Origin of the sequence: Bradyrhizobium guangzhouense, assembly GCF_004114955.1 — a bacterium.
Classification (GTDB): domain Bacteria; phylum Pseudomonadota; class Alphaproteobacteria; order Rhizobiales; family Xanthobacteraceae; genus Bradyrhizobium; species Bradyrhizobium guangzhouense.
In genome coordinates this window covers 1,767,864-1,792,057 of record NZ_CP030053.1, presented here as the reverse complement: position 1 = coordinate 1,792,057, position 24,194 = coordinate 1,767,864, and the positions used below count along the sequence as shown (strand labels likewise).

General features: G+C 64.3%; 21 protein-coding genes. 8 read left to right on the top strand and 13 right to left on the bottom strand.

Features of this window, described 5'->3' with window-relative positions:
* Positions 1-104: 104 nt before the first annotated feature.
* From XH91_RS08600 to XH91_RS08590, 3 genes are all read right to left on the bottom strand, one after another.
* On the bottom strand, positions 105-1,031 hold the full coding sequence (locus XH91_RS08600; RefSeq protein WP_128950186.1) for an SMP-30/gluconolactonase/LRE family protein: 927 nt from the start codon (positions 1,029-1,031) through the stop codon (positions 105-107).
* A 135-nt stretch (positions 1,032-1,166) separates the two neighbouring features.
* Entirely contained in the window at positions 1,167-2,000 is an 834-nt protein-coding gene (locus XH91_RS08595) for an AraC family transcriptional regulator (RefSeq protein ID WP_128950185.1), read from the bottom strand.
* 209 nt (positions 2,001-2,209) lie between these two features.
* Complete coding sequence (locus tag XH91_RS08590) at positions 2,210-2,563, bottom strand: hypothetical protein (protein WP_128950184.1); 354 nt, start codon at positions 2,561-2,563, stop codon at positions 2,210-2,212.
* 197 nt (positions 2,564-2,760) lie between these two features.
* Here XH91_RS08590 and XH91_RS08585 point away from each other — a divergent pair, with 197 nt between their 5' ends.
* Entirely contained in the window at positions 2,761-2,985 is a 225-nt protein-coding gene (locus tag XH91_RS08585) for a hypothetical protein (RefSeq protein ID WP_128950183.1), read from the top strand.
* A 279-nt stretch (positions 2,986-3,264) separates the two neighbouring features.
* On the opposite strand, the gene XH91_RS08580 is transcribed toward XH91_RS08585, so the two are convergent.
* Positions 3,265-3,921, bottom strand: coding sequence for a glutathione S-transferase family protein (locus tag XH91_RS08580; RefSeq protein ID WP_128950182.1), 657 nt, complete (start codon positions 3,919-3,921; stop codon positions 3,265-3,267).
* Positions 3,922-4,044: 123 nt separating this feature from the next.
* Between XH91_RS08580 and XH91_RS08575 the strand changes: the two genes are divergently transcribed.
* Entirely contained in the window at positions 4,045-5,268 is a 1,224-nt protein-coding gene (locus XH91_RS08575) for a polyhydroxyalkanoate depolymerase (protein WP_128950181.1), read from the top strand.
* A 13-nt stretch (positions 5,269-5,281) separates the two neighbouring features.
* On the opposite strand, the gene XH91_RS08570 is transcribed toward XH91_RS08575, so the two are convergent.
* The 6 genes from XH91_RS08570 to XH91_RS08545 are packed head-to-tail and all read right to left on the bottom strand — an operon-like array spanning position 5,282 to position 13,012.
* The gene (locus tag XH91_RS08570) at positions 5,282-7,150 is read right to left on the bottom strand and encodes an ABC transporter ATP-binding protein (protein WP_128950180.1); all 1,869 of its coding nucleotides are present in this window, start codon (positions 7,148-7,150) and stop codon (positions 5,282-5,284) included.
* A 9-nt stretch (positions 7,151-7,159) separates the two neighbouring features.
* Positions 7,160-8,086 (bottom strand): 2-hydroxyacid dehydrogenase, encoded by a 927-nt coding sequence (locus tag XH91_RS08565; RefSeq protein ID WP_128950179.1) that lies wholly within the window; start codon positions 8,084-8,086, stop codon positions 7,160-7,162.
* 7 nt (positions 8,087-8,093) lie between these two features.
* Positions 8,094-9,422: an NAD(P)/FAD-dependent oxidoreductase gene (locus tag XH91_RS08560; protein WP_128950178.1), complete on the bottom strand. Its 1,329-nt coding sequence runs from the start codon at positions 9,420-9,422 to the stop codon at positions 8,094-8,096.
* Positions 9,423-9,462: 40 nt separating this feature from the next.
* Positions 9,463-10,338 (bottom strand): ABC transporter permease, encoded by an 876-nt coding sequence (locus XH91_RS08555; RefSeq protein WP_128950177.1) that lies wholly within the window; start codon positions 10,336-10,338, stop codon positions 9,463-9,465.
* 4 nt (positions 10,339-10,342) lie between these two features.
* The gene (locus tag XH91_RS08550; RefSeq protein ID WP_128950176.1) at positions 10,343-11,293 is read right to left on the bottom strand and encodes an ABC transporter permease; all 951 of its coding nucleotides are present in this window, start codon (positions 11,291-11,293) and stop codon (positions 10,343-10,345) included.
* A 27-nt stretch (positions 11,294-11,320) separates the two neighbouring features.
* A complete protein-coding gene (locus XH91_RS08545; protein WP_128950175.1) occupies positions 11,321-13,012 on the bottom strand; it encodes a peptide ABC transporter substrate-binding protein in 1,692 nt (563 codons plus the stop codon).
* Positions 13,013-13,216: 204 nt separating this feature from the next.
* Here XH91_RS08545 and XH91_RS08540 point away from each other — a divergent pair, with 204 nt between their 5' ends.
* Both XH91_RS08540 and XH91_RS08535 read left to right on the top strand, forming a co-directional pair.
* Entirely contained in the window at positions 13,217-13,846 is a 630-nt protein-coding gene (locus XH91_RS08540) for a helix-turn-helix domain-containing protein (protein ID WP_128950174.1), read from the top strand.
* A 183-nt stretch (positions 13,847-14,029) separates the two neighbouring features.
* Positions 14,030-15,892, top strand: a complete 1,863-nt coding sequence (locus XH91_RS08535) for an ATP-binding protein (RefSeq protein ID WP_128950173.1) — start codon at positions 14,030-14,032, stop codon at positions 15,890-15,892.
* 18 nt (positions 15,893-15,910) lie between these two features.
* On the opposite strand, the gene XH91_RS08530 is transcribed toward XH91_RS08535, so the two are convergent.
* Positions 15,911-16,936, bottom strand: coding sequence for an AraC family transcriptional regulator (locus XH91_RS08530; RefSeq protein WP_128950172.1), 1,026 nt, complete (start codon positions 16,934-16,936; stop codon positions 15,911-15,913).
* A gap of 184 nt (positions 16,937-17,120) precedes the next feature.
* Between XH91_RS08530 and XH91_RS08525 the strand changes: the two genes are divergently transcribed.
* Together XH91_RS08525 and XH91_RS08520 are read left to right on the top strand one after the other, a co-directional pair.
* Complete coding sequence (locus XH91_RS08525) at positions 17,121-17,570, top strand: cupin domain-containing protein (protein ID WP_057743125.1); 450 nt, start codon at positions 17,121-17,123, stop codon at positions 17,568-17,570.
* Positions 17,571-17,676: 106 nt separating this feature from the next.
* On the top strand, positions 17,677-19,170 hold the full coding sequence (locus XH91_RS08520; RefSeq protein WP_128950171.1) for a flavin-containing monooxygenase: 1,494 nt from the start codon (positions 17,677-17,679) through the stop codon (positions 19,168-19,170).
* Here the strand turns inward: XH91_RS08520 and XH91_RS08515 are convergent.
* Positions 19,167-20,714, bottom strand: a complete 1,548-nt coding sequence (locus XH91_RS08515; protein ID WP_245470701.1) for a TadE/TadG family type IV pilus assembly protein — start codon at positions 20,712-20,714, stop codon at positions 19,167-19,169. The genes XH91_RS08520 and XH91_RS08515 overlap by 4 nt on opposite strands.
* A gap of 362 nt (positions 20,715-21,076) precedes the next feature.
* On the opposite strand from XH91_RS08515, the gene XH91_RS08510 reads away from it, so the two are divergent.
* On the top strand, positions 21,077-22,141 hold the full coding sequence (locus tag XH91_RS08510; RefSeq protein WP_128950169.1) for a hypothetical protein: 1,065 nt from the start codon (positions 21,077-21,079) through the stop codon (positions 22,139-22,141).
* A 42-nt stretch (positions 22,142-22,183) separates the two neighbouring features.
* Positions 22,184-22,825: a glutathione S-transferase family protein gene (locus XH91_RS08505; RefSeq protein WP_128950168.1), complete on the top strand. Its 642-nt coding sequence runs from the start codon at positions 22,184-22,186 to the stop codon at positions 22,823-22,825.
* A 21-nt stretch (positions 22,826-22,846) separates the two neighbouring features.
* Here the strand turns inward: XH91_RS08505 and XH91_RS08500 are convergent, their stop codons facing one another.
* Positions 22,847-24,190: a cytochrome-c peroxidase gene (locus XH91_RS08500; protein WP_128950167.1), complete on the bottom strand. Its 1,344-nt coding sequence runs from the start codon at positions 24,188-24,190 to the stop codon at positions 22,847-22,849.
* Between the last annotated feature and the right edge of the window lie 4 nt (positions 24,191-24,194).

The window sequence follows — 24,194 nt, the reverse complement described above, 5'->3', positions numbered from 1 at the left end:
TCGCGTCATTGCGAGGAGCGAAGCGACGAAGCAATCCAGCCTGTCACCGCGGACACATTTCTGGATTGCTTCGCTTCGCTCGCAATGACGGTCACTAGCACCGTTTACTTATTTAGGAAATTGAGAGGCAAACCGCCGCGCGGCCAGTCCATGGCGATCAGCTCGCCTTTGCCCGACAGCGTAATGTAGGCCGTCTTCAGCTCGGGGCCGCCGAAGGCGATGTTGGTGGTGACGCGGTCGCCGGTCGGGACCTGCTCGACCAGGGTCCCATCGGGCGCGATCACCGAGATGCACCCTGAAACCAAAGTGGCGACGCAGACATTGCCGTTCGCTTCCACCGCGAGCGAGTCGAACATCTGATAGCCGCCGAGGCCGCAGATCGGCTTGCCACGCTCGCCGCGATAGATCACCTCGCGCGGCTTCAGCGTGCCAGGCGCGGAGAGCTCATAGGCCCAGAGCCGGGCCGTCGGCGTCTCCGCGATGTAGACGGTGTTTTCATCCGGCGACAGGCCTATGCCGTTGGCCGGCAGCACGCCGTGCACGACCTCGACGATCTCTTTCATGCCGGGCTCGAGATAATACATGCCGCCGACATCCATCTCGCGGGGGCGGCGCTTGCCGAGGTCGGAGAACCACAGGCCGCCGTGCTTGTCGAAGACGAGATCGTTCGGTCCCCGCAGATCGTGCTCACCGCATTTGGTCACGACGGTCTCGACCTTGCCCGTGTGCAGATCGACACGCTGGATCGAGCCGCCGAGATAATCCTCGGGCTGCGGGCCCGGCATGATCATCTTGCCGGCCGGGATCCAGGAGAAGCCGCCATTGTTGCAGATGTAGATCTTGCCGTCGGGGCCGAGCGCGGCGCCGTTGGGGCCGCCCGGGACCTTCGCGACGACCTCCTTGCGGCCGTCGGGATAAACGCGGGTCAGGCATTGGCCGCGGATTTCCACCAGCACCACCGAACCGTCGGGCATCACGACCGGCCCCTCCGGAAATGCGAGGTCGGTGGCGAGAACGCGGACGTCGGACATGGAGACCCTCCCGGCTGCTTGTTATGGCTTGCTCGGGATGTCCGGCACGGGCCCCGCTGGCAAGGTTTGCCAGCGGTTATGACAAAGTAGGTCCCCCTTGCCAAGCAAGCGGGATGGTATGCCAGCGTTGCAGCGTTACTCCTTCACCGGCACCCAGATCTCGAAGCCGCCATTGCCGCTGACGGGATCGAACTTCTCGTCATAGCGCTCGAAATTCGGCGCATCCGCGGCCTTGTAGCTGGATGCCGGCAGCCATCGATTCCAGATCGCGCTGACGGTGCGGCGGATCGAGGCGACGTGGTCGGTGTGGGTGAACACCGCGTAGCGCTGCTCGGGGATGCGGATGCGGCCGAAGCGTCGCGCGAGATTAGAGAAATCACCGACCTCGACGCCGGCGATGTAATCGAAATTACCGGAATCATCGCCGTTGCAGCAGACGCCGTAAGCCACGTTGCCATTGCGTTCGGGAATGTCTGCGACCTCCTGGTGGAGACGGGCCCACATCCCGGGGATAATGGCGCCATTGTCGCAGGAGATGCGTTCGGCAATGCCGGCAACGAGGAAGGCCTTTGCGGTTTCGAAACGCGGGGCTTTGAGATCGTCCGAGATCGTGGAGTCCATGAGGATCGGCTCCTGGAGCTTGAGCTGGTGGGTACACGTCGCCGCTCTCACTGCTTCGGGCGTGGTGCCGAACTGGTCGCGGAACGCGCGGGTGAATGCTTCGTGCGAGCCGTAATCCGCCTCCAGCGCGACGCTCAGAATGTCCGGCGCACCCTTGGCAAGGCTGTGCGCCGCCTCACTCAGCCGCCGCGCGCGCACGTAGCGCATCACCGGATAACCGGTGGCTGCGGCAAACGCGCGCACCATGTGGAACCGCGACACGCCTCCGATCGCAGCGATCTCGTCGAGCGTCATCGGCTCGGCCAGATGGCTTTCGATGTACCAGAGCGCGCGCTGGGCCGGGTTCATGGTTTTAAGGCTCTCGTTCGAAGCGGAGCGATGATGCGCCGTCATCGCGCGCCTCGCTTGATCGGGATTGCGGTCAGGCAGCGGGCGCTGAATCGTAGGGTGGATTAGTTAGCCGAAGGCGTAATCCACCACTTCTGTCTCCTCGAAAACGAAAGAGGTAGGTTACGCCGAGCAGAAGCGCTTCGCGCAGCCCGCCAAGCTAACCCACCCTATTTGTCCTTCGCGTCTTTCACCGGCGGCGCATCCTGCTTCTTCTTCAGGTCCTCCGTCGTCTTCGCCTGCGCGGCCTGGAGATCGCCGATGGTTTTCTGCAAGCCGGCAATCGTCACCTTCAGCGCATCGATCTGCCTGACGGCGGCGTCCAGCTTCTGCTGGTGATCGAGATTGAGTTTGGTGATGGTCTTCTGGAGAAAATCGACATTGCTCTGCAGGCAGCTGGTACGCCGCTCCATGGTCTTCTCGACGGTGCAGATCTCGATGCCGGGAACGTCCTGCGCCGCGACCGGCGTGTGCGCGACGAGCGGTAACATGGCGAAACAAGCAGGAGCGATCCGGCGCAGCATCAAGGTTCCTCATCAAAATCGATCACGGCAATGTGCGCCGATTGCGCAGAGCCGCATGAGGCTACCACACTCGTACCGCATTCTCGCGTTGAGCTTGGCATGTTCCCTCTGATGATCCTTTGGACAGGGGAGCACTAAACCGCGCGCGGAAGAAGTGGGCGCTCTTTCCGCGGCTTTGCTTAGGGGAGATTTTTGGAATGGCAACGCGCGATAGACGTCTGGCGGAATTCGATGGCGCCGGAGAACCGCCACCTGGTCTACCGGTCGAAGTGCTGTGTGAGGACCATAGCGGGACGTACCAACTTCCGTTCGCCTGCCGCTATGTCGAGGGCCGCTGGCAGAACCACGAGGCCGGCATCGCAGTCGAAGCCACCGTCATCGGCTGGCGCATGCCGCGCGTGAAGCATTCCGGCGCGGCCTGACGGGCCGTCTGTGTCATAATGCGACGGGGCCGCGCTCCGCCTTAACGAACGGAACGCGGCCCGAACGAATCACGTCCGAATCAACTTGATGGCCTTGTACGCGGCTGTTCACGGCTAGATGTCGACATGGCCGCGCCGGCGCGCACAAGATCTGCGCAGCGCGCGAAGTGGCCGCCGCTGGATACCGGCATCAAAGGTTAATATTTGCAAAGACATAGAGGTCGGCGAGGAACACTGGCCACGTCCGCTCCGGAAACAAGCAGGCCACACGGCGCCTGCCTAATATTCGACCTCGAGCTCCTCGATCTCGGCCGGCTCGTCCTTGGCCGCCGCGATCCATTCCTTCATCTCGGGCATGCCCATGATGGTGTCGGCATAGGCCTTCAGGTCAGGCTCGAGCTTGACGTCGTAGGTCATGAAGCGAGTCACCACGGGGGCGTACATCGCATCGGCCATGGTGCGTTTCTCGCCGAACAGGAACGGGCCGCCTGACGTCGCCAGGCAGTCGCGCCAGATGAACCAGACGCGATCGATGTCGGCCTGCGCGCGCGACCAGATCTTGAAGCCGGGGAAGTGCCCCTTCAGGTTCACCGGCAGCGAGGCGCGCAGCGTGGTGAAGCCGGAATGGATTTCGCCCGAGATCGAGCGGCAATGCGCGCGCTGGACGCGATCATCAGGCAACAGCCCGGCTGACGGCATCACCTCGTTGAGGTATTCGGCGATGGCGAGCGTATCCCAGACCGTGGCGCCCTCGTGCCGCAGGCAGGGCACCAGGATCGAGGACGACAGCAACAGGATCTCGGCACGTGCCGATGCGTCATCAGGCGCGGTGATGATCTCCTCGAAATCGAGCCCGGAGAATTTCGTCAGCAGCCAGCCACGCAGCGACCAGGACGAGTAGTTCTTGCTGCTGATGGTCAGTGTCGCCTTCGCCATAGGGCCCTTCCCTCACCGTTTCCGCCCCAACGCGCAGCAAGCGACGTGCCAATTCCAAGGGGCTGCCGCCTCTCGTCTGGCTCCGATATTGCATGGCGGCAGCGGATAGGTGGGCGCTTCAGTATGATGTCGATGTATTATCAGGCTTTTCAGAACCAGATGGATTTGACGGCGCCGTTGCGGGCGGGCGCCTCGTCGGCGCTCAAATTCCTCAATCTGGTGCCGCAAGGCATGTCGGACCAGGTTGTCGGCCGGCTCTCGGCGGCGCTGGAGCTGATCTCGCGCTCCACCCTCACCTATGATCGCCCGGCCTATGGCATCGACAGCGTGATGGTGGGCAATCGCGAGATCGGCGTGACCGAGGAGATCGCCTACGCCACGCCATTCGGCTCGCTGCTGCATTTCAGGAAGGACGGCGTGAGCGAGCAGCCGCGGATGCTGCTGGTGGCGCCGATGTCCGGCCATTTCGCCACCCTCTTGCGCGGCACGGTGAAGACGCTGCTGCAGGACCACGATGTCTACATCACCGACTGGCACAATCCGCGCGACATTCCGCGCAGCGAGGGCCGCTTCGGGCTCGACGATTACACCGAGCATCTGATCGACTTCCTCGGTCAGCTCGGCCCACGTCCGCATATGGTCGCGATCTGCCAGCCGTCGGTCTCGGCGCTCGCGGCCGCCGCGATCATGTGCGAGGGCAACCATCCCTCGCGCCCCGCAACGCTGACGCTGATGGCGGGGCCGATCGACACGCGGATCCAGCCGACCAAGGTCAACGAGTTCGCCAAGAGCAAGCCGATCGAATGGTTCGAGCAGAACCTGATCAACTACGTACCGGTGCAGTGCCGCGGCGCGTTGCGCAAAGTCTATCCCGGCTTCGTGCAGCTCACCGCCTTCGTCTCGATGAATCTCGAGCGGCACATCAAGCAACACATGGACCTCGCCAACCACATCGCCAAGGGCGAGAAGGAGAAGGCGGCGAGCATCAAGACCTTCTACGACGAATATTTTGCGGTGATGGACCTGCCGGCGGAGTTCTACATCGAGACCGTGCGCGACGTGTTCCAGGAGCATCTGCTGCCGCTGGGCAAGCTGATGCATCGCGGCCGCCCCGTCGACACCAGGGCCGTCAGCCGCATGGGCCTGATGACGGTCGAGGGCGAGAAGGACGACATCTGTTCGATCGGCCAGACCCTCGCCGCGCAAGACCTTTGCACCGGCGTGCGCGCCTATCGCCGCGTCCATCACATGCAGGCCGGCGTCGGCCATTACGGCGTGTTCTCCGGCAAGCGCTGGAACAACGAGATCTATCCGCTGCTGCGGGATTTCGTGCACGTGAATTCGTAAGGCGCGCGGCGCCTCACGCCGACCATTCCTCGCCCCAGACCTGCACGACATGGCCCGGCGAGACCTCGCGGTATTGCCGGGCCGGCGGCTGGTAGTCGGGCGCACGCACCGGGCTTCTGATCTCATCGTTGGCGACATTGCGTCTTGCGCCGCGACGTGACGGATCGGGCACGGGAACCGCGGCCATCAGCTTCTTCGTATAGGGATGCTGCGGATTGCCGAACACGGACGCGCGCGGGCCGATCTCGACGATCTCGCCGAGATACATCACCGCGACGCGGTGGCTCATGCGCTCGACCACGGCGATGTCGTGGGAGATGAAGAGATAGGCGAGGCCCATGCCGGCCTGGAGGTCGAGCATCAGGTTCACGACCTGTGCCTTGACCGAGACGTCGAGCGCAGAGACCGCCTCGTCCGCGACGATAAGCTTTGGTCCGAGCGCGAGTGCCCGCGCAATGCAGATGCGCTGTCGCTGGCCGCCGGAGAATTCATGCGGAAAGCGTGCGGCCATGTCGGCGGTGAGGCCGACGCGCACCAGCAGGTCGGCAACCTTGTCGCGTGCCTGCGAGGCCGTAGCGAGGCCATTGGCCAGCAGCGGCGCTGCGATCGCCGTGCCCACCGACATCCGCGGATTGAGGCTCGCGAACGGATCCTGAAACACAATCTGCATGTGCTTGCGGAAGTCGCGCAAGGTGCGACCGCTCAAGGCGAGCACGTCCTGACCGTCGATCAGGACAGTACCAGCGTCGGGCTCGGTCAGCTTGAGGATGGAGCGGCCCGTGGTCGACTTGCCGCACCCGGACTCGCCGACCAGCGCCAGCGTCTCGCCGGCACGCAAGGTGAAGGAGACGTTCTCGACCGCGTGAACGCGACCCGAGACCTTGCCGAACAGGCCGGAGCGGATCGGAAAGCGCGTGGTGAGGTTCGAGACCTCTAACAGCGGACGCTCCGCGATCGAAACGGTATCGGGCGTCTCCGCAGGCTCGTCCGAACTGCCGGTGACCTTGTCGACGATCGGAAAGCGCATCGGCCGCGGACGGCCGGCCATCGAGCCGAGTCGCGGCACGGCCGACAGCAGCGCGCGAGTATAGGGATGCGAAGGCGCGTCGAAGATGCGCATGGTCGTATCCGTCTCCACCGCCTGCCCGCCATACATCACCACGGTGCGGTCGGCGATCTCGGCGACCACGCCCATGTCGTGGGTGATGAAGAGGATCGACATCCCCTCTTCCTGCTGAAGCTCCTTCAACAGCTCCAGGATCTGGGCCTGGATGGTGACGTCGAGCGCGGTGGTCGGCTCGTCCGCGATCAGGAGCTTGGGCCTGCAGGCCAGCGCCATCGCAATCATGACGCGCTGGCGCATGCCGCCGGAGAAGCGATGCGGATGCTCGTGGAAGCGCGATCTTGCCGCGGGGATGCGGACCCGGTCGAGCAGGCGGATGGTCTCGGCTTCGGCGGCCGCACGCGACAGGCCACGATGCTGGATCAGCGCTTCCGCGATCTGGAAACCGATGGTGAGCACCGGATTGAGGCTCGTCATCGGCTCCTGGAAGATCATCGCGACGTCGTTGCCGCGGATGTCCTTCATGCTCGTTTCCGGGAGCGCGAGGAGATCGCGGCCGGCGAGTGTGATGCGGCCCTCGATGCGACCACTTTCCTTCGGAATAAGCCGCATGATCGAGAGCGCGGTGACGCTCTTGCCCGACCCGGACTCGCCGACGATGGCGACAGTCTCGCGCGGCGCGATATCGAAGGAGACATTGCGGACGACAGGGAGCCATCGCCCCTCGCGCAGGAAGGACGTCGTGAGGTCCGCGACCGAGAGCACGGGCACCTGCGCGTCGGCAACCACTTGGTTCGAACTGTTTGCGCCGATGCTCATGCCGATGTCCTAATAGCCGCGACTGCGATCAACCAGCCCCGGCAGCGCTTCGCCGCGGCGGTGGCGTCCGATGACGTCGAGTACGAAATCGACGGCACTGTCCGGGCTCGTCATGCTGGCATTGTGCGGCGTCAGCAGGATGCGCGGGTGACTCCAGAACGGATGTCCCGCCGGCAGCGGTTCGGGATCGGCAACATCGAGCACGGCACCGGACAGCGCGCCGCTATCGAGCGCGGCGAGGAAATCGGCTTCGACGAGATGCGGGCCGCGGCCGACATTGACGAGCGAGGCGCCACGCGGCAGGCGCGCGAACAGATCGGCGTTGAGGATGCCGCGGGTCTCTGATGTCAGCGGCAGCAGGCAGACGAGGATATCGGCCTGCGCAAGGAATTCCGGCAAGGTATCCGCGCCGGCGTAGCAGGTGACGCCCTCGATCTGGCGCGGCGAGCGGTTCCAGCCCGATAGCGGAAAGCCGAACGCACTGAGCCGTTCGAGCACGGCCTGGCCGAGCTGGCCGAGCCCCATTACACCGACGCGGCGACGCTTCGCCGGTGTGATCCGGATCTCGCGCCAGATCTGCTCTTTCTGCTGATTGATGAAATGCAGGAGATCGCGATGCAGGGCGAGCACGGCCATGGTGACGTATTCGACCATGGTCTCGGCGATGCCGGGCTCCAGCATGCGCACCAGCGGGATGTGCGGTGGGACTTTCGTCGCGTCGAACTGGTCGACGCCGGCACCGACCGAGAAGACCAGTTCGAGGTTGGGAAAGATCGTCGCGATGTCATCAGGCGGCACCCACGCCACGAGATAACGGACATCGGCGGGATCGCCGATGTCGGGCCAAAGCCGGAACGGCAGCTGCGGCGCGCGCTCCGCGAAGAAGCGCGCCCATTCCGCGCCGCGCACCATATTGGCCTTGTAGAGGACCGTCATGCGGACCTCAGAACGGGCTGACGGGCGCGAGCCGCCGGCCGTCGATCATGCGCTCGTGGCTGTAGGCGGCCGGATCGACCAGCGGCGTCGCGCCTGTGACGATGTCGGCGGCGAGCTTGCCGGCGGCGGGGCCGATGCCGAAACCATGGCCGGAAAAACCGGTAGCGAGGAAAAAGCCCGGCAGCGCGTTCACCGGCGAGATCACCGGGATCGTGTCCGGCGTGCAGTCGATGGTGCCGCCCCAGGCTTCCGCGATCTCGATGTCCTTTAACTCTGGATTTGCCTTGATCAGCGACGCGAGCGCGGAATTGACCAGCGACATGTCGGGCGCGGGATCGCGCACGCGCTCTGTCTCGAACGGCGACGGCCTGTCAAAGCTCCAGCCGGTGCCGCGCATGATCTGGTCGAAGAACGACTTGCCGAACGACAGTTTAAGCCCGTTCTTGCGGTGCTGATAGGTCGGCCAGAAGGTGCGCGCATAGCGGAACAGATCGGGCGACAGCTCGACCGTGCCGCGGTTGCGCAGCGCCAGCGTGAAGCCGCCGTCGAGGCGGCGGCGGATGCAGTAGAGATCGGTTCCGAGCGCACCCGAGGTGATCTCGGGTGCCGGCGTGGTCCGGCAAGCGGTGGCGTTGACGAGGCCGATCGGCAGCTCGATGCCGTGACGGCGGCAGAACAGCGACGACCAGGCGCCGCCCGACAGCAGCACGGCTTGGGTTCTGATGGTGCCTTTCTCGGTGACGACGGCGCTGACGCGTCCGCCCGTCGTCTCCAGCCCGCGCGCGGAGCAGCCCTGGTGAATGGTGACGCCATGCTTGCGCGCAGCCGTGGCGAGCGCAGGCACGGCCATCGACGGCTCGGCGCGGCCATCGCTCGGCGTATGCAGGCCGCCGACCCATTTGTCGGTATTTCCCGGCATACGCTCGGCGACCTCTGCCGGCGTCAGCACGGTCGAGTGCACCTGCATCTCGCGCGCGACCGCGGCCCAACGCTCCCAGCTCGCGAGTTCGTCCTTGCTCTTGGTCAGGAACAGCACGCCGGTGCGGCGGAAGCCGGCATCGACGCCGGCGTCGTTCTGCATGTCCTCCCACAAGCGCAATGCTTCACGCGCGAGCGGAATCTCCTCGCGTGCGCGACCCTGCTGACGGCACCAGCCCCAATTGCGGCTCGACTGCTCGCCACCGACATGGCCCTTCTCGACCAGCGCGACGGAGAGCCCCTTCTTCGCCAGATGATAGGCCGCGGAGACACCGATGACACCGCCGCCGATGACGACGACATCCGCCTGCGCGGGCAGGCGTTCGTCGCTGTTTATACGGTTGAGCGGCGGGGACATTGTTCACTCCTGGACTTCTGTTCGGTCGGATTCTTGCTCGTCATGGGATGTTCATTCGCGGATCGAGCGCATCGCGCAGGCCGTCACCGAGGAAATTGAAGCTCGTCACGGCCAGCGTGATGACGATTCCGGGCGCGATCGCGAGCCACGGCGCGCTGGTGAGATAGATCTGCGCGTTGTTGAGCATGTTGCCCAAGCTCGCGGCCGGCGGCTGAATGCCATAACCGAGATAGCTGAGATAGGATTCCAGCAGGATCGCCTTGGCAACGTTGAGCGTTGCAGCCACGAGAATCGGCGCCATCGCATTGGGCACGAGCTCGCGGAACATGATGCGCAGGTTCGACGAACCGAAGGCGAGCGCGGCCACCGCGAATTCGCGTTCCCGCAGCGAGCGCACCTGGGCCTCGACGACACGGGCCACCCACATCCAGGCGGTCGCTGCGATCAGCACGGTGGTGGTGACGAAGCCGGGCTCCGTGAGCGCCGCCAGCGCCAGCAGCAGGAAGATGGTCGGAAAGCACAATACGGCATCGACGAGCCGCATCAGGACCGCGCCGACGACGCCGCCATAGAAGCCGGCGAAGGCGCCGACGACGATGCCGACCACCGTCGCGATCACCATCGCGACGAAGCCTATCGACAGCGAGACGCGTGCGCCCATCATCAACCGCGCCAGCACATCGCGGCCAAGCTCGTCGGTGCCGAGGATATGCGCGCCCGAGAGCGGCGGCGCAAACCGCTTCATGATGTCGATGTAGGTGTCATCGAACGGCAGCAGATCAGGACCGAACGCCGAGCCAAGAACGAGCACCACGATGGTCACCGCGCCCGCAAGCGCGAGCCGATGCCGGCAAAAGCGTCGCCAGGCGCCCTGGCCGGGCGTGGGTTGAGCGGTGGACAGGATTGCGGTCGCCATCGCTTCAGCCCACCCGGATGCGGGGATCGACGACCGCATAGAGAATGTCGGCAATCAGCGAGCCGATCAGCACCATGATCGCCGAGAACATCAGGATGCCCATCACCACGGGATAGTCGCGATAGCCGATGGAATCCAGAAACAGCCGCCCCATGCCTGGCCAGGTGAACACGGTCTCGGCCACCAGCGCGCCGCCGAGCAGCGTCGGAAACTGCAGGCCCGCGACCGTGATCATCGGCAGCAGCGCGTTGCGTAACGCGTGGACCGTCAGGATCCGCCATTCCGGCATGCCCTTGGCGCGCGCGGTGCGGATGTAGTCCTGGTTGATCACCTCGAGCATGGAGGAGCGCATGAAGCGGCCCCACATCGCGGTCTCGACCAGTCCCAGCACCATCGCCGGCGCAATGAGATGATGCAGCAAATCGAGGAAGGAGCCGTCGCCGACGGTCTCGCGATTTCCCGCCGGCAGCCAGCCGAGCGTCACCGAGAAGACGTAGATGGTGACGAGGCCGAACCAGAAGGTCGGGATCGACAGCGCGATCATGGCGCCGACGGTCGCGAGCGAATCGAACAGCGAATAGCGCCGCAGCGCGCCTGATATGCCGATCCAGCAGCCGAGCAGAACCGCGATGATGGTCGCGGTGACCATCAGCTCCAGCGTCGCGCCGAGATGCGAGGAGATCACCGACAGCACCGCCTCGCCGTCGCGATAGGACTTGCCCCAATCGCCGCGGAGCATGCGGACGAACCAGTCGAGATACTGGATCGGCAACGGGCGATCGAGCCCGAGCTGCTTGGAGACGCGGTCGAGATCTTCCTGCGTCATCTGCGCGGAGGCGGCGAATTGCGACAGCGGACCACCCGGCGCAAGATGCAAAAGGGCGAAGCCAATCGCAGAGACGATCACCAGCAGCATCGCCGCCTGCGCCAGGCGATTGAGGACGTAACGGGCCATCTCAGGCGATCCAGCCAGCCTGAGGCATCAGGCCCAGTACCATTCGCGGATGTTCCAGCAATTGGTCGACGTGTTGATGTTGGGGCGGAAACCCTGCAACCCCTCCTTCACGCCCTCGGCGATGAAGCCCTGGAACAGCGGCAGGATCGCGAGGTCGTTGCGGATCAGCTTCTGCAGATCGCCGTAGGTCTTCTTGCGCTGTTCGAGATCGAACTGCCTGGCGCCGTCGGCAAGAAGACGATCGGCCTCCGCGCTCTGGTATTGGTAGGTGTTGTAACCACGGCCGCCCTTGGCTGGGATCGCGCCGGAGCCGAACCGCGGCGTCACGTCAGGATCGCTGCCCAGCATGAAATTCACGCCGACGATCACCGAATTGAACTTCGACTGCTGCCAGAAATCGCCCCAGATCACGGCGGCCGGCATGTTGTTGACGCGCATGCTGGCGCCGATCGCGTGCCAATCCTGGATCAGGAGCTGTTGGGTCTGCTCGCGCACGGCGTTGCCTGATGTGGTCGAATTGGTGAATTCGAGCTTCACGCCGCCCTTCTCGCGGACGCCACCGGAGCCGCGCGCCCAGCCGGCCGCATCGAGCAGCGCATTGGCTTTGGCCGGATCGTATTTGTGTTGCGGCAGGCCTTGCTGGAACGACCAGGCCTCTTGCGGTACGAAGCTTTCGGTTTGCGTCGGCAGGCCGTAGTTCAGCGCATCGATGATCGCCTGCTTGTTGATGGCCAGATAGAGCGCCTCGCGCACCGCGTGGTCGGCGAAGGGACCGAACTCCAGATTGGGCGCGATGTGCTCGACTGACGACGTCGACGAGACGAAGATCTTGCTCGCTTTCAGCGTCTTCGCCTCCTGCACGAAGTTCGGCAGAATGCCTTGCAGGCCGGTGTAGTCGACCTGGCCGGTGCGGAACTGGGTGTAGAGGACGGTCAGGCTAGGAATGTATTTGAAGACCACGCGTTCGACGTAGGGCCCTTTGCCGTGATAGCCGGCATAGGCGTTGACCTGAATGTGGTCGCCGGGCACGCGCTCGCCCCAGCGGAACGGCCCGGTGCCGACAGGCGCATTGTGGAACGGTGACGAATTCGGATCCGACACCTTCTCCAGAATGTGCTTGGGCACGATGAAGGTGAGCGACAGGATCGACATATAGGGCGAATAGGGAGCTTCCATTCGCCAGTGGATCTCGTCAGGCGCCACGACCGTGATGTCCTTGACGAGGCTGTGGCCGACCCGGTTGCGCACGCGGAAGTCGGGATTGTTGATCAGGTCGAGCGAGAACTTGACGTCATCTGCCGTGAAGGCCGTGCCGTCGTGCCATTTCACGTCGCTGCGGAGCTTGATCTTCCAGGTCAGGCCGTCGGCCGACAGGCCGCCATTCTCGACCGTCGGGACTTCGCGTGCCAGATCAGGAACGAACTTGCCGTCGGGATCGATGAACCAGAGCGGCGAGAACACCTGCCACCAGATGCCCTGATCGACCTCGATGCCGGGCATCAAGGGGTGAAAGACGGTCGGCTCCTGCGACAGCGCCGCGATCACCTGTCCGCGCGGCTTGTCAGGCGGAGTGCTCGGGCGTTCGGTCTGCGCAAAAGCTGTGCCTGACAGCGTCCATCCCGCGGCGGCGCCTGCGCCGAGCTGGAAGAATTGCCGGCGATTTGGAATGCCGAGATGATGCAATCCGCCAACGCCGAACTTGCCGGTGCTGTCTGCCATGACCAGTCTCCGTTTCCGCACGCGGCACCTCTCCCGCGCCCCGGACCCCGGCAAAGGGACAGGAGAGGGCTTTAGTGCTTCTAAATTTTTCAGCCAAAAGTTCATCATGACTAAATACAGCTGTCAATCGCATTGCTAGGATACGCGACCTTTTCAAACCGCCGCCGGCTGATCCGGCGGCGAGGACAAGCATGGGAGAGCGACATGGATGGTCGCGGCGACAACAGTCCAAAGGACGCCCCGACGACCGAGTCCGATGATGCAGTCGATGCGCGTCTCGGCGAGACCGTGCGGCTGCTGCGCCAGCGCGCCGGTCTCTCGATCCAGGACGTCGCCAACAAGACCGGCCTCTCCAACGGCATGATCAGCCAGCTCGAACGAGCGCGCGCGATGCCGTCGATCCGCACGCTGCGCCTGCTCTCGATCGCGCTCGACGTGCCGATCTCCTATTTCTTCGAGACCAGCGATCCCGCCGATGTGCAGCGCTACATCGTGCGCAAAAACAACCGCCGCCTGCTGCGCCTCACCGCCAGCGGCGTCGTCAAGGAAGCGCTGACGCCGGAAGGCAAAGGCCAGTTGGAGCTCTATGAGCTCACGCTCAATCCCGGCGCCTCCTCGGGCACCGATTTCCTCCAGCACATCGGCGAGAAGGCCGGCTACGTCCTGTCCGGCAGCCTGCGGCTTTGGCTCGACAACCAGGCCCATGTGCTGGAAGCCGGCGACAGCTTTCGCTTTCCGAGCATCGTGCCGCACATGTTCGACAACCCGACCCAGCAGACAGCGCGCGTGATCTGGGTCACGACGCTGCGCCAGTCCGATCCGCCGGCTGGCTGAACCGGGTCCGCACCCCCGCACCGCCGGAAAATGCCCTCGACGCCGCCGCAGGGAGTCTGTAGCTCACAGGGAGCCGGACTCCTTTGACAGGGCGGACTTGGAGACACTTGGAGACCCTTGGAGACACTTGGAGACCCTTGGAGACCCTTGGCGGCCCGCGGCAGATGTCGGTGGTGTGAGCGCATGAAACTCAGAGGGCTTCTGACACTCGCGATGGCCGCGCAGGCCGTCGTGACCGCCGTGGCTCTCTTGGTCTCGTATGCCGCGACCGGCACCGGTCCCGGCGTGCCCCAGTTGATTGCCCTGCTCGCCAGCGGCGCCGTTGCATTGCTGCTCGCGCGCATCTGCGCACGCAGCATCGCGACGTCGCAGAAGAAGCGCATCGCCGCACGGCTGACCGAGCTGGCGCAGGCGCGCGCGGACAGCGCGCAGATGACGCAAGCCATCATCAAGACCGCGCTTGACGCCTTCGTGCAGACCGATGAACGCGGCATCGTGCTGCAGTGGAGCCTGCAGGCCGAGGCGCTGACCGGATGGTCGCGGCCCGAAGCCCTGGGCGCCGACGTCGTCGAGTTGCTGGTCGCCGAGCCGCTCCGCGCCGGATTCAGGCAGCGCATGATGCGCATCCTGCCGGAACTGTCCGATACGCCGATCGGCATCCGCTTCGAGGCGAACATCCTGCACCGAACCGGCGACGAGATCCGGATCGAGGCGTCGAGCACGGCGCTCCGCATCGGCGGCCGCACCATCATCAACGTCTTCGTCAAGGACGTGACACAGAAGCGCGCAGCCGAGGAGCAGCTGATCCAGTCCCAGAAAATGGAGGCGGTCGGCCAGCTCACCGGCGGCATCGCGCACGAATTCAACAACATGCTGACTGTCATCACGGGCACGATCGAGATTCTGGCCGAGGCCGTGAAGGACGATCCGCCGCTCGCCGCCATCACCAAGCTGATCAGCGAGGCCGCCGACCGCGGCGCCGCGCTGACCTCGAGCCTGCTCTCCTTTGCGCGCAAGCAGGCGCTGCAGCCGGCCGAGATCGACGTCAATGATCTGCTCGAGGAGCTTTCAAAGCTGCTGCTGGCAACGTTCGACAAGAAGATCGAGATCGTGAGGAAGTTCGACGGCAATATCTGGCTCGCCTACGCCGACCGCGGGCAACTCAGCGCGGCGCTGCTCAATCTGGCGATCAACGCCCGCGACGCGATGCCGGAGGGCGGCCGCCTGACGCTGACGACGCGCAACGTGGTGTTCGGCGTCCGCGAGGCCGTGGCGGTCGGCGCCGGCTACGCCGGCGACTATGTCGAGATCGAGATCATTGATACCGGAACGGGTATTCGGCAAGCGCACGTCGAACGGATCTTCGATCCGTTCTTCTCGACCAAGGAGGTCGGCAAGGGCACCGGTCTCGGGCTCAGCATGGTGTTCGGCTTCGTCAAGCAGTCCGGCGGCGGCATCAAGGTCAGATCCGAAGAAGGCCGCGGCACGACCTTCACGATCTATCTGCCGAAGGCGGAGACCAGTGCGTTGCGCCCCGCAAGCTATGATTCGCGCAAGATCGTGGGCGGAACGGAGACCATTCTCTGCGTCGAGGACGACCGCGACGTCCGCCAATACGTAACGGTCCAGCTCGAAAGCCTCGGCTACAAGGTCGTGCCCGCCGCCAACGCGACCGAAGCGCTCGCGATCGCGGCCAGCGGCACGCCGTTCGACCTGCTGTTCACCGACATCGTGATGGCCGGCGGCATCAATGGCCGCGAGCTTGCCGACCAGATGGTGGCAGCACGGCCCTCGCTGCGGGTGCTGTTCACCTCGGGCTACGCGAACGATTCCCAGCACGCGCCCGAAGGCGTCACCAAGGGCGCGCCTCTGCTGGCAAAGCCCTACCGCAAGGCCGAGCTCGCACGCATGCTGCGCCGCTCGCTCGACACCGCCGTCGATACAGCGGGCGATGCGATCCCGACACCTTATTCGGTGCAGGCCGATCTCGAAGGCTTCCTGCGCAGGCAGGCCCCCGAAGACAGCGCCACGCGATCACGGAAGTAGATATCCCGGCACCTCCCGCTAGCTCATCCGCCGCCGCAGTGTTGCCGAGGGTGTCTCGCCGAATTTTTCGCGGTAGGCTCCGGCCATGCGGCCGAGATGGGTGAAACCGAGGTCGAACGCGATGGCGGTGATGGAGGCGTCCGGCGGCGCCTGCGCGAGCCTGGTGTGAAGACCGGCCAGACGCATATCGAGCAGCATCTCCGAGATCGACACGCCGAAGTGACGGCGGAAGCCGAGCTGAAGCGCACGGATGCCGATGCCGGACGCGCAGGCAAGCTGGACGAGATCGAGCGGCTCATCGGCATTGTCCGCAAGATGGTCCCGCGCAGCACGGAGCGCGCGCGGCAGACGCTCGGCCTGCCCCGAGAACGTCCTGATCGCATCCGACAAGCCATGCCGCTGGCCAATGAGCAGGTGATCGAGCAGCAGTTCGCGCCAATCGGCCATCATGGCCGGTGAGAGCCGGCCGGACGGCCCCAACTGTTCGGCAAGCATCATCAGCTCGGCAAGGCTGGCTTGCAGATGGCGGCCGGGGGGCGCGCGCAGGTCGATCACGGGATCGAATTCGACCGCGGCGGCCGCCCTGCCCGACAGCGCCGCGGCACGCTGTTCCACCATGCGGCGGTCGAGCAGCAAGATCGCCTGCGCACAGTCACGCCACGTCATCTGCGTCGGGATGGTTGGCGACAGCAGCGAAGCCGCTTCGCCAGGCGCGACATCGAATCCGCTGGCACCTGCATGTATATGGGCGCTACCTGTGAGCGGGATCTGGACAAGGAAGAAGCGATCGAGGCAGCCGGGATCGATGCTGACGGTCCCGCCATAGGCAACGTAGTTGATGGAAAAGCCGTCGAAGGCCGCGCAATTGTGCCGGGCCGAAAATCTGGACGCACGCGCCTGCGCCGGCCTGAGATCGTGCGGGCAGAAGATGCGACCGATCAGCTCGGCCGCTTCGTCGACATCGTCGGTCGTGACGCGCGCGAAGGCCGCAAGCCGTCCGGCTGCGGACGCCCTTGCGCTCATTTCCTGCACGGCTGCGGACATGATCGACCACTTCGCGTCGCGAAATTGCTTTAAGCCTATAATAGTTCGCAGGGCGCGAAAAGGGTGGTGTCGCGAAATCGTCGTGCTGCATGGCAACAGCCGCGCCGGATTCGTTTAACGGATAGACAGCCGCCCGCGCGTGGCTGAAGCTCGGTCCTCGCCGGTATCCAACAGGAGGCGAGCCATGACTGCACTCGAAAAGGGCATTACTGCAAACGGCACAGGCTACGGCGGCAAAAGCTGGAACATCCTTGGCCAGGTCTACTTCCCCAAGGCCGTCACCGACTCCACCTTCGCATTCGAGACCAACAGCGATCCCGGCCAGTTCGTGCCGGTGCATATCCATCCGACCCAGGACGAGTTCATCCTGGTGCAGGAAGGCACGCTCGACCTCAAGCTCGACGGCGTCTGGGTCAAAGCCCATGCCGGCGACCTCGTGCGCATGCCCCGCGGCATTCCGCATGGTTATTTCAACAAGTCCGACAAGCCGTGCCGCGCGCTGTTCTGGGTCTCGCCGATGCAGAAGCTGGAGGCGCTGTTCAACCAGCTCCACAATCTGACCGACCCGGCCGAAGTCGTGCGTATCTCGGCGCTGCACGAGGTCGACTTCCTGCCGCCCGAGGCCAACGACTAGGCGCCCGCCTCCTCGTCCGCTTTCACCTGCTTGCAGCTCCGCCGGCCGCGCCTTGCGGCCGAACGAAGTCGCTTGCGCGCAAAACACCTCGATTGCGAGCCATCTCATGGTCAGCCCCAAGCATGTCTGCGTAATCGGCGCCGGCGTCTCCGGCCTCGCCACAGCGAAAGCCTTCTCCGCCCGCGGCCACCGCGTCACCATCGTCGAGCGCAGCGCCGACCTCGGCGGTGTGTGGGAGCCCGCGCGCTCCTACCCGGAGGTGCAGACGCAAAGCCCCAAGGATCTCTACCGCTACACCGATCGCGCCATGCCGGAGGCCTATCCGGAATGGCCGACCGGGCCGCAGGTCCATGCTTATCTTGCCGACTACGCGAAAAGCTTCGGCCTCGACCGCATGCTGCGCCTCGGCACGACGGTTTCCGGCATGGCGCGGCGCGTCGACGGCAAACCCGGCTGGACGCTCGCGCTGTCGGGCAAGGATGGCGCGACCACCAACGAGGACTTCGATTTCGTCGCTGTGTGCACCGGGCAGTTCAACGAGCCGCGCGAGCTGCATTGCCCGGGCGAGGACGGCTTTCTGGCGCAAGGCGGCGAGATCCTGCACTCGTCGAAATACGGCGATCCCGCGCTGGCGAAAGGCCGTCGCGTCGTCGTGCTTGGCGGATCGAAATCCGCGACCGACATTGCCGTGAACGCGGTGAAATCAGGTGCGCGCGAGGTCACCATCGTGATGCGCGAGCCGGTCTGGCGCATCCCCTATTTCATCGGCGGGCTCGTGAACTTCAAACGCATCCTCTACATCCGCGCGCAGGAGGAGATGTTTCCGGGCTGGGGCATCGGCGCGATGTCGCGGCTCGCCTATCGCGTCGCAGCCCCGCTGATCTGGGCAAACTGGCGCGGGCTCGAGAGCCTGTTGAAGGCGCAGCTCAAGCTCAACAAGTGCAGGATGGTGCCGAAGGAGCGGATCGAGGACGGCGTCAACTGCTCGGTGCCGATCGCAACGCCCGGCTTCTATCCGATGGTTGCAGACGGCCGCATCAAGGCCGTGTTCGGCACCTTCGATCGTTATGAAGGCGACAGCATCGTGATGAGCGGCGGCGAGCGCGTCGGTGCCGACGTTGCGGTTCTCGCGATCGGCTACAAGCTCGGCGTGCCCTTCCTCCCCGAGGCCTATAAGAAAAAGCTCGTTGATGCGGACGGGCAGTACCGGCTCTATCGCCTGATCGCCAACCCCGACCTGCCCGAGCTCGGCTTCGTCGGCTTCAACTCCTCGTTCTGCACCGTGCTCTGCGCCGATCTCGCCGCCAACTGGCTGGTTCGCTATGCCGATGGGCAACTGGTGCGGCAGCCAACGGAGCGACAGATGCGCGACAACATCGAGATGATGCTGCACTTCAAGCGCGTGGAACGGCCGGCTGCCGGCGTCTACGGCGGCCTGTGCGTTGCGCCCTATCACTACCGCCATTTCGACGAGCTGATGGCCGATATCGGCGCAGAGATGCAGAGGCGCCGCGGACTCAAGGGACACTTCCTGCCGCCCGACGCTGATGCCTATGCCGAATTCCTGATGTCGGCGCCGGCGTATCAGGCAGCCGGTTAGTTGGTGATGCGGGCCTCCTGGACCGCATGATTGAACATCGCGTTCAAGGCCGCCGTGATGTCCGCAGGTGTGTTCGCGGTGTAGAAGAAGCCCGGCGAAGCACAGTTCTGCAGGCTGGTCGGAATGTTCGGGATGTTCCAGTTGGCGTAATCGTCCTCGTCGCCGGCGAAGGAGGTATTGACCGGATTGATCTTCTGATACGGGATGTACAGCACGGAGATAATGATGCCGCGGTTCTTCAGCGGCGTACAGGACGTCGCCGGGTCGATCGTGGTGGCATGGTTGCTGCCCGACCAGGACCCGTTCGGAACGCCCTTGACTTGCGGATCCTGCGCACCATCGGTGACGAGGAAGACATAGGGCAGCGTATTGTTCCACGCGCTGCCGTCGCCTACGCTCGTGATCAGCGTGCTCACGCTCGACAACGCCGTGTCGATGTGCGTGCCGCCGGAACCAAGGCTCGAATTCACGTTGGTATCGAGCAGCGTCGCCAGATTGGCCGCCGCATAGTTGATGGTCGACGGATTGGTCGTCGAACCGTTGATGCTGCTGGTCAACGGGAAGTACGAGTAGAGATAGCGGATGAAGGGATACAGCCCGATGCGGAACTGGTTCGCCACCTTCTCCGTATTGTTCGCCGTGACGAACAGCTGGTTCACCGCATAGCCGACGGCATCCAGCCGCAGCTGGATGCAGGAATCGGTCCCGTCCGTCGGGCAGTTCGCCACCGTCGCGAGATTTGAGTAGAGCGAATTCGGCAGTCCGGAGACGATCGAGGAAGGCAGCTGAACGCCCATGGGATTGCTGGCCTTCGGGCTGAGCAGGCCCCGGTAGCCGCTCTGGCTGACACGCGAGATGGCGTAGCCGAGGCAATAATTGTTGGTGGGATAGCCTTGCGTGCCGCTGTCGGTGCATGCGCTGTTCTGCGGCGAGAAATGGCAGGCCAGCGTGCAGCCCGTCGGATATTGCCGGTAGTTATCGGGGTTGATCGACTGCATGCGCTGGGCTTCCGCAGTGGTCGAGGGAAGGCCCATCGAGCCCGAGACGTCCAGCGTCAGATAGAAATCGAGATACAGCGGCAGCGTCGTGGACGAGGACGAGCTGCCGGTCACGGTCAGCTTTCTGTAGCCGAGAAGCTGCATGAAGGTGACGGGGACATCAGCACTGAACTGTACGGAGGACGTCAGCCTCGATCCCGTCTTGGTGACGGTGCTCGTCTCACCCAGATTGGTGAAGCTGTTGGCAAACCCTGATGCGTTTCCGTTGAAGATGTTGTTCGCTTCCGTGACGCCGGCGGCAACCGATCCATTCGACGTCATCGCCATCGCGGCGTTGTACCCGGCCGAGTTGACCGAGATCGAGGCTACGCTCGCCGCATCCGCGGAACTTTGCAGCTTCGCCTTGATGCGCGTTGCCATGCTGTAGTCGATGGCGCATCCGATCGACGCGATGAGCGGCACGAGCGCGATCGCAAAAGTGGCGGCGACATTGGCACGGGAGTCACGCTGCAACCGCGAGAGGAGCCGGCCAAAGCGCCGTAGCATTCCAAAATCCGGCATTGCCAAGCCTTCTCGACGGTTCGCGGAAAATGATTGACGAGAGCCAAAAGGGGTAATGAGACGAAACAGATGCCAGGACCGGCGCGTGGTCGCGAAGATGGTGAACTTCGCGTAAATGCCCTCGCGTTGCCCCCGAGACACGACGGACCATTGTGCAGGCCGGGCGCTACCGAATCGTAAAGGCGTCAAGTGAAAGGCGGGTCCCGGTTGTTTCCTGCAAGTTCGAAACGGGCTCATCCGGCGCCCTACTCACCGGCCGGCCATCCACCAGCTGCCCCTCGCCAGCCCGCATCCTTGAGGCTTACGATCTCCACAACAGCCGAATCGGCAGTCCCGGGAACCCCGCGATGCAAACACGATGTTATGCCGCCGCTGCGGCGCTGGCCCTGTTGCTTATGACGCCCGCTCGGGGACAAGGCGCACCGACGCCGGCGCAGTCCGACGCGCTCGCCGCCTACGAGCACGCGCTCGGCGATTTCAAGTCGATCCTGGCCGAGCGGCGCAACCAGATCGAGGCGAAGCAGAAGCTGCCGAACCTGCCGGGCCAGGCGCTCTATCTCGCGCGCGTCGCCGTCATCAGCACCTACAAGGATCTGACCGACGCCATGCCGTCGCGGATCGGCAGGCCGAACAAATTCGGGATCCCACCGGCCTATTTCGACGCCGCGATCGAGCCGCTGGTCGACGAATACGCTGATGTCTTCGAGATCATGGAGGCACCGCCCGCGAGCGCACAGAATTCGCCGACACCGTTCAAGGACGTCGTCGATCTCGGAGCCGCGATTGCGCGCGCCAAAGGGCTTGCACCTGCTGACGCCGAGGCCGCGGGCCGCATCAGCCTGGGGCTCTTCTATGCCGAAACGAACGGCAAGCAGAACGTCCGCAACGCACGCTCGAACACCTATATGGGCAGCCTGCAGACCGGCCCGTCCGAAGACCGCAACGGCCAGCGCAAATGGGAGGCGATCAAGGGCACGATCGCGGCCGCCGATCCCGCATTGAACGCGCGCGACGACAAGGAAGAGGCGCGGTCCCGCGGAACCGACCGCCGTTTCAATCACTGGACCAACGTGCGCGACGGCCTCATGAACGCGCATGCGGAACTGTTTGCCGAGATCCCTGCGATCGTGAAGACGCTGCCCGATCCGATCGAGCAGATGAAGCTGTTCGAGCTGATCCAGATCATCCCGACGCCGACGCGGTCCGCACTGAAGTCGGGCGACCTGTTGAACTACAGGGTGTCCAATCCCACCATCATGAAGCACTTGCGCAACAACAGCATCTTCGCCTTCGGCAAGGTCGACCGGGCGCGAAGCTCGGCCAGCTTCCGCGAGATCTTGGGCGCGATGTGGCTGTTCAAGCGGAAGTTCGACAAGGCGATGGTGAAATATGCGGAGATCAGGCCGCGCTAGGTTGCGCACCCATAAAGCAGCCCAATCCAGGAACGCTTAACTATGCTCACCGTCTATGGCGAAGGTCGTGGCTTCCGCGTGGTTTGGTTGCTCGAGGAACTAGGAATGGCCTATCGGCTGCGCCCGGTTGATCTGTTCGCCGTCGAGAACGATCGCGATTTCCTTGCGATCAACCCTGCCGGCTTCATTCCCGCGCTGCAGGACGGCGAGACGGTCATGGTCGAATCGATCGCGATTCTTGAATATCTGCTCGCCCGCCACGGTTCAGGTTCGCTTGCCGTTGCCCCTGATGATCCCGCCTTCGCTTCCTATCTGCAATTTCTCCATTTGGGTGAGGCGGGGCTTGCCGGGCCGATGAATACAGTCTTGATCGGTCGCAACCTGGCGCCCGAAGCCGAGCGAAATGCCCGGGTGACCCGCTGGGCAGCCGAAACCTTCGAGAGCCGGCTGGGATTGGTCGTCCGCCGCCTTGCAGATTGCCCCTATCTTGCCGGCGACCGCTTCACTGCTGCCGATATCTCAGTGAGCTACGCCCTCTTGCTCGGCCTGCGGACGGGCAACTACGTCCCCGGACCTGTCGAGCGGGACTATCTCGCCCGTACCACGGCACGTCCTGCCTACGCCCGAGCGATGAACAGCTGCCAGGCCACCAAGGCCTGGGCAGCGAGATCACCGGGATTGTAGGGCTCGCGTCAGCGGAGAGCGTCAGTTCTCCACCCTGTACCCGTCCGTCAGCGTTTTCAGGAACGCGATGATGTCGGCCTCGTCCTGCTCCGTCATCGCCGGCTTGTCGCCGAGATGGCGATCGAAGGGCGGATCGGTGACATCGACATTGGCGTGATATTTTTCAGGCAGGTCGTCAAATTTCCGCGCCGTGCCGTCGGCCGCGCGCGGAAATACCTTTTCCGGATTTGTGTCGCGGAAATTGTAGAAGTCGAGCACCTGCTCGAGCGTCTTGAAGACGCCGTTGTGGAAGAAGGCGCGACGCGTCGCGGTGTTGCGGAGCGTCGGCGTCAGGAACATGCCGCAATATTGCGTCTGTTCGGTCATGTCGGTTCGATGCGGCCCGCAGACGCCGAGGTCGAAATAGTCGGGATCCCCATTGCCGGCCAGCGCGGCATTGCGTGGCGCGCCCAGCGCCTCGTATTGGTGATCGGTGAAGAGCGGCGGCAAGCCATCGCGGGACGGCGCCGAGGTGTGGCAACCGGCGCAATTGGCCTTGTCGGGATCGTTGAACAATTGCAGGCCGCGCAACTCGTTCTCGGAGAGTCGCGCCTTGCCTTCAAGCCAATAATCATACTTGCTGCTGTAGGGATGGAAACTCCCCTCTTCCACCTGGTAGCGCGCGACCGCGAACATCGCCTCGGCGATCAGAAGCCGCTGATTTCTCATCACGCCGGCGCCGAACAATTCGACGAAACGCTGGGCGTAAGGCGCGCTGCGCAGCTTGCCCGCCACGATCTCGGCACTGCCGCCGTCCATCTCGTTGGGATCGAGCAACGGGAAGAGCGCCTGGTCTTGCAACGTGTCGGCGCGACCGTCCCAGAACAGCCCCCCTTGCGGCACCATGTTCGCCGAGGCACCGCTGCCGCCCGCGGTCTTGGTCGTGCGCACGGCCTGCTGGCCGAGCGCCGCCATCTGCGCCAGATCCATAACGTTGTCGTCGTCGGCTTTTTCAGGGCCGATGCTGAAATTCGGGTGGCGCTCCAGATAGGTCAGCGACGGAACGGCGCGCGCGCCTTGCCGCAAGAGGTCGGCGCCGCCGAGCATCACCGGGCCGTCGTTCGGCGGGCCGTAGGCGTGATCCGGACTGTGGCAGGATGCGCAGGACAGCACGCCTGACGAGGACAACGACGCGTCGAAGAAGATCGCCTTGCCAAGCTGCGCCATCGCGGAGAGCGGCTCGACAGGCGGGCGATAGAGATGAACCGGGTTCGGGTTGAGCCCCGACGGCGTCGCCTCGGCCACTCCTCGCGTCTCGGCCGCAAAAACAGCGCCGGCCAACGAGAGCAGGCCGGCGCCAAGGAGCCACAAAGTGCGGCTGTGCATATGA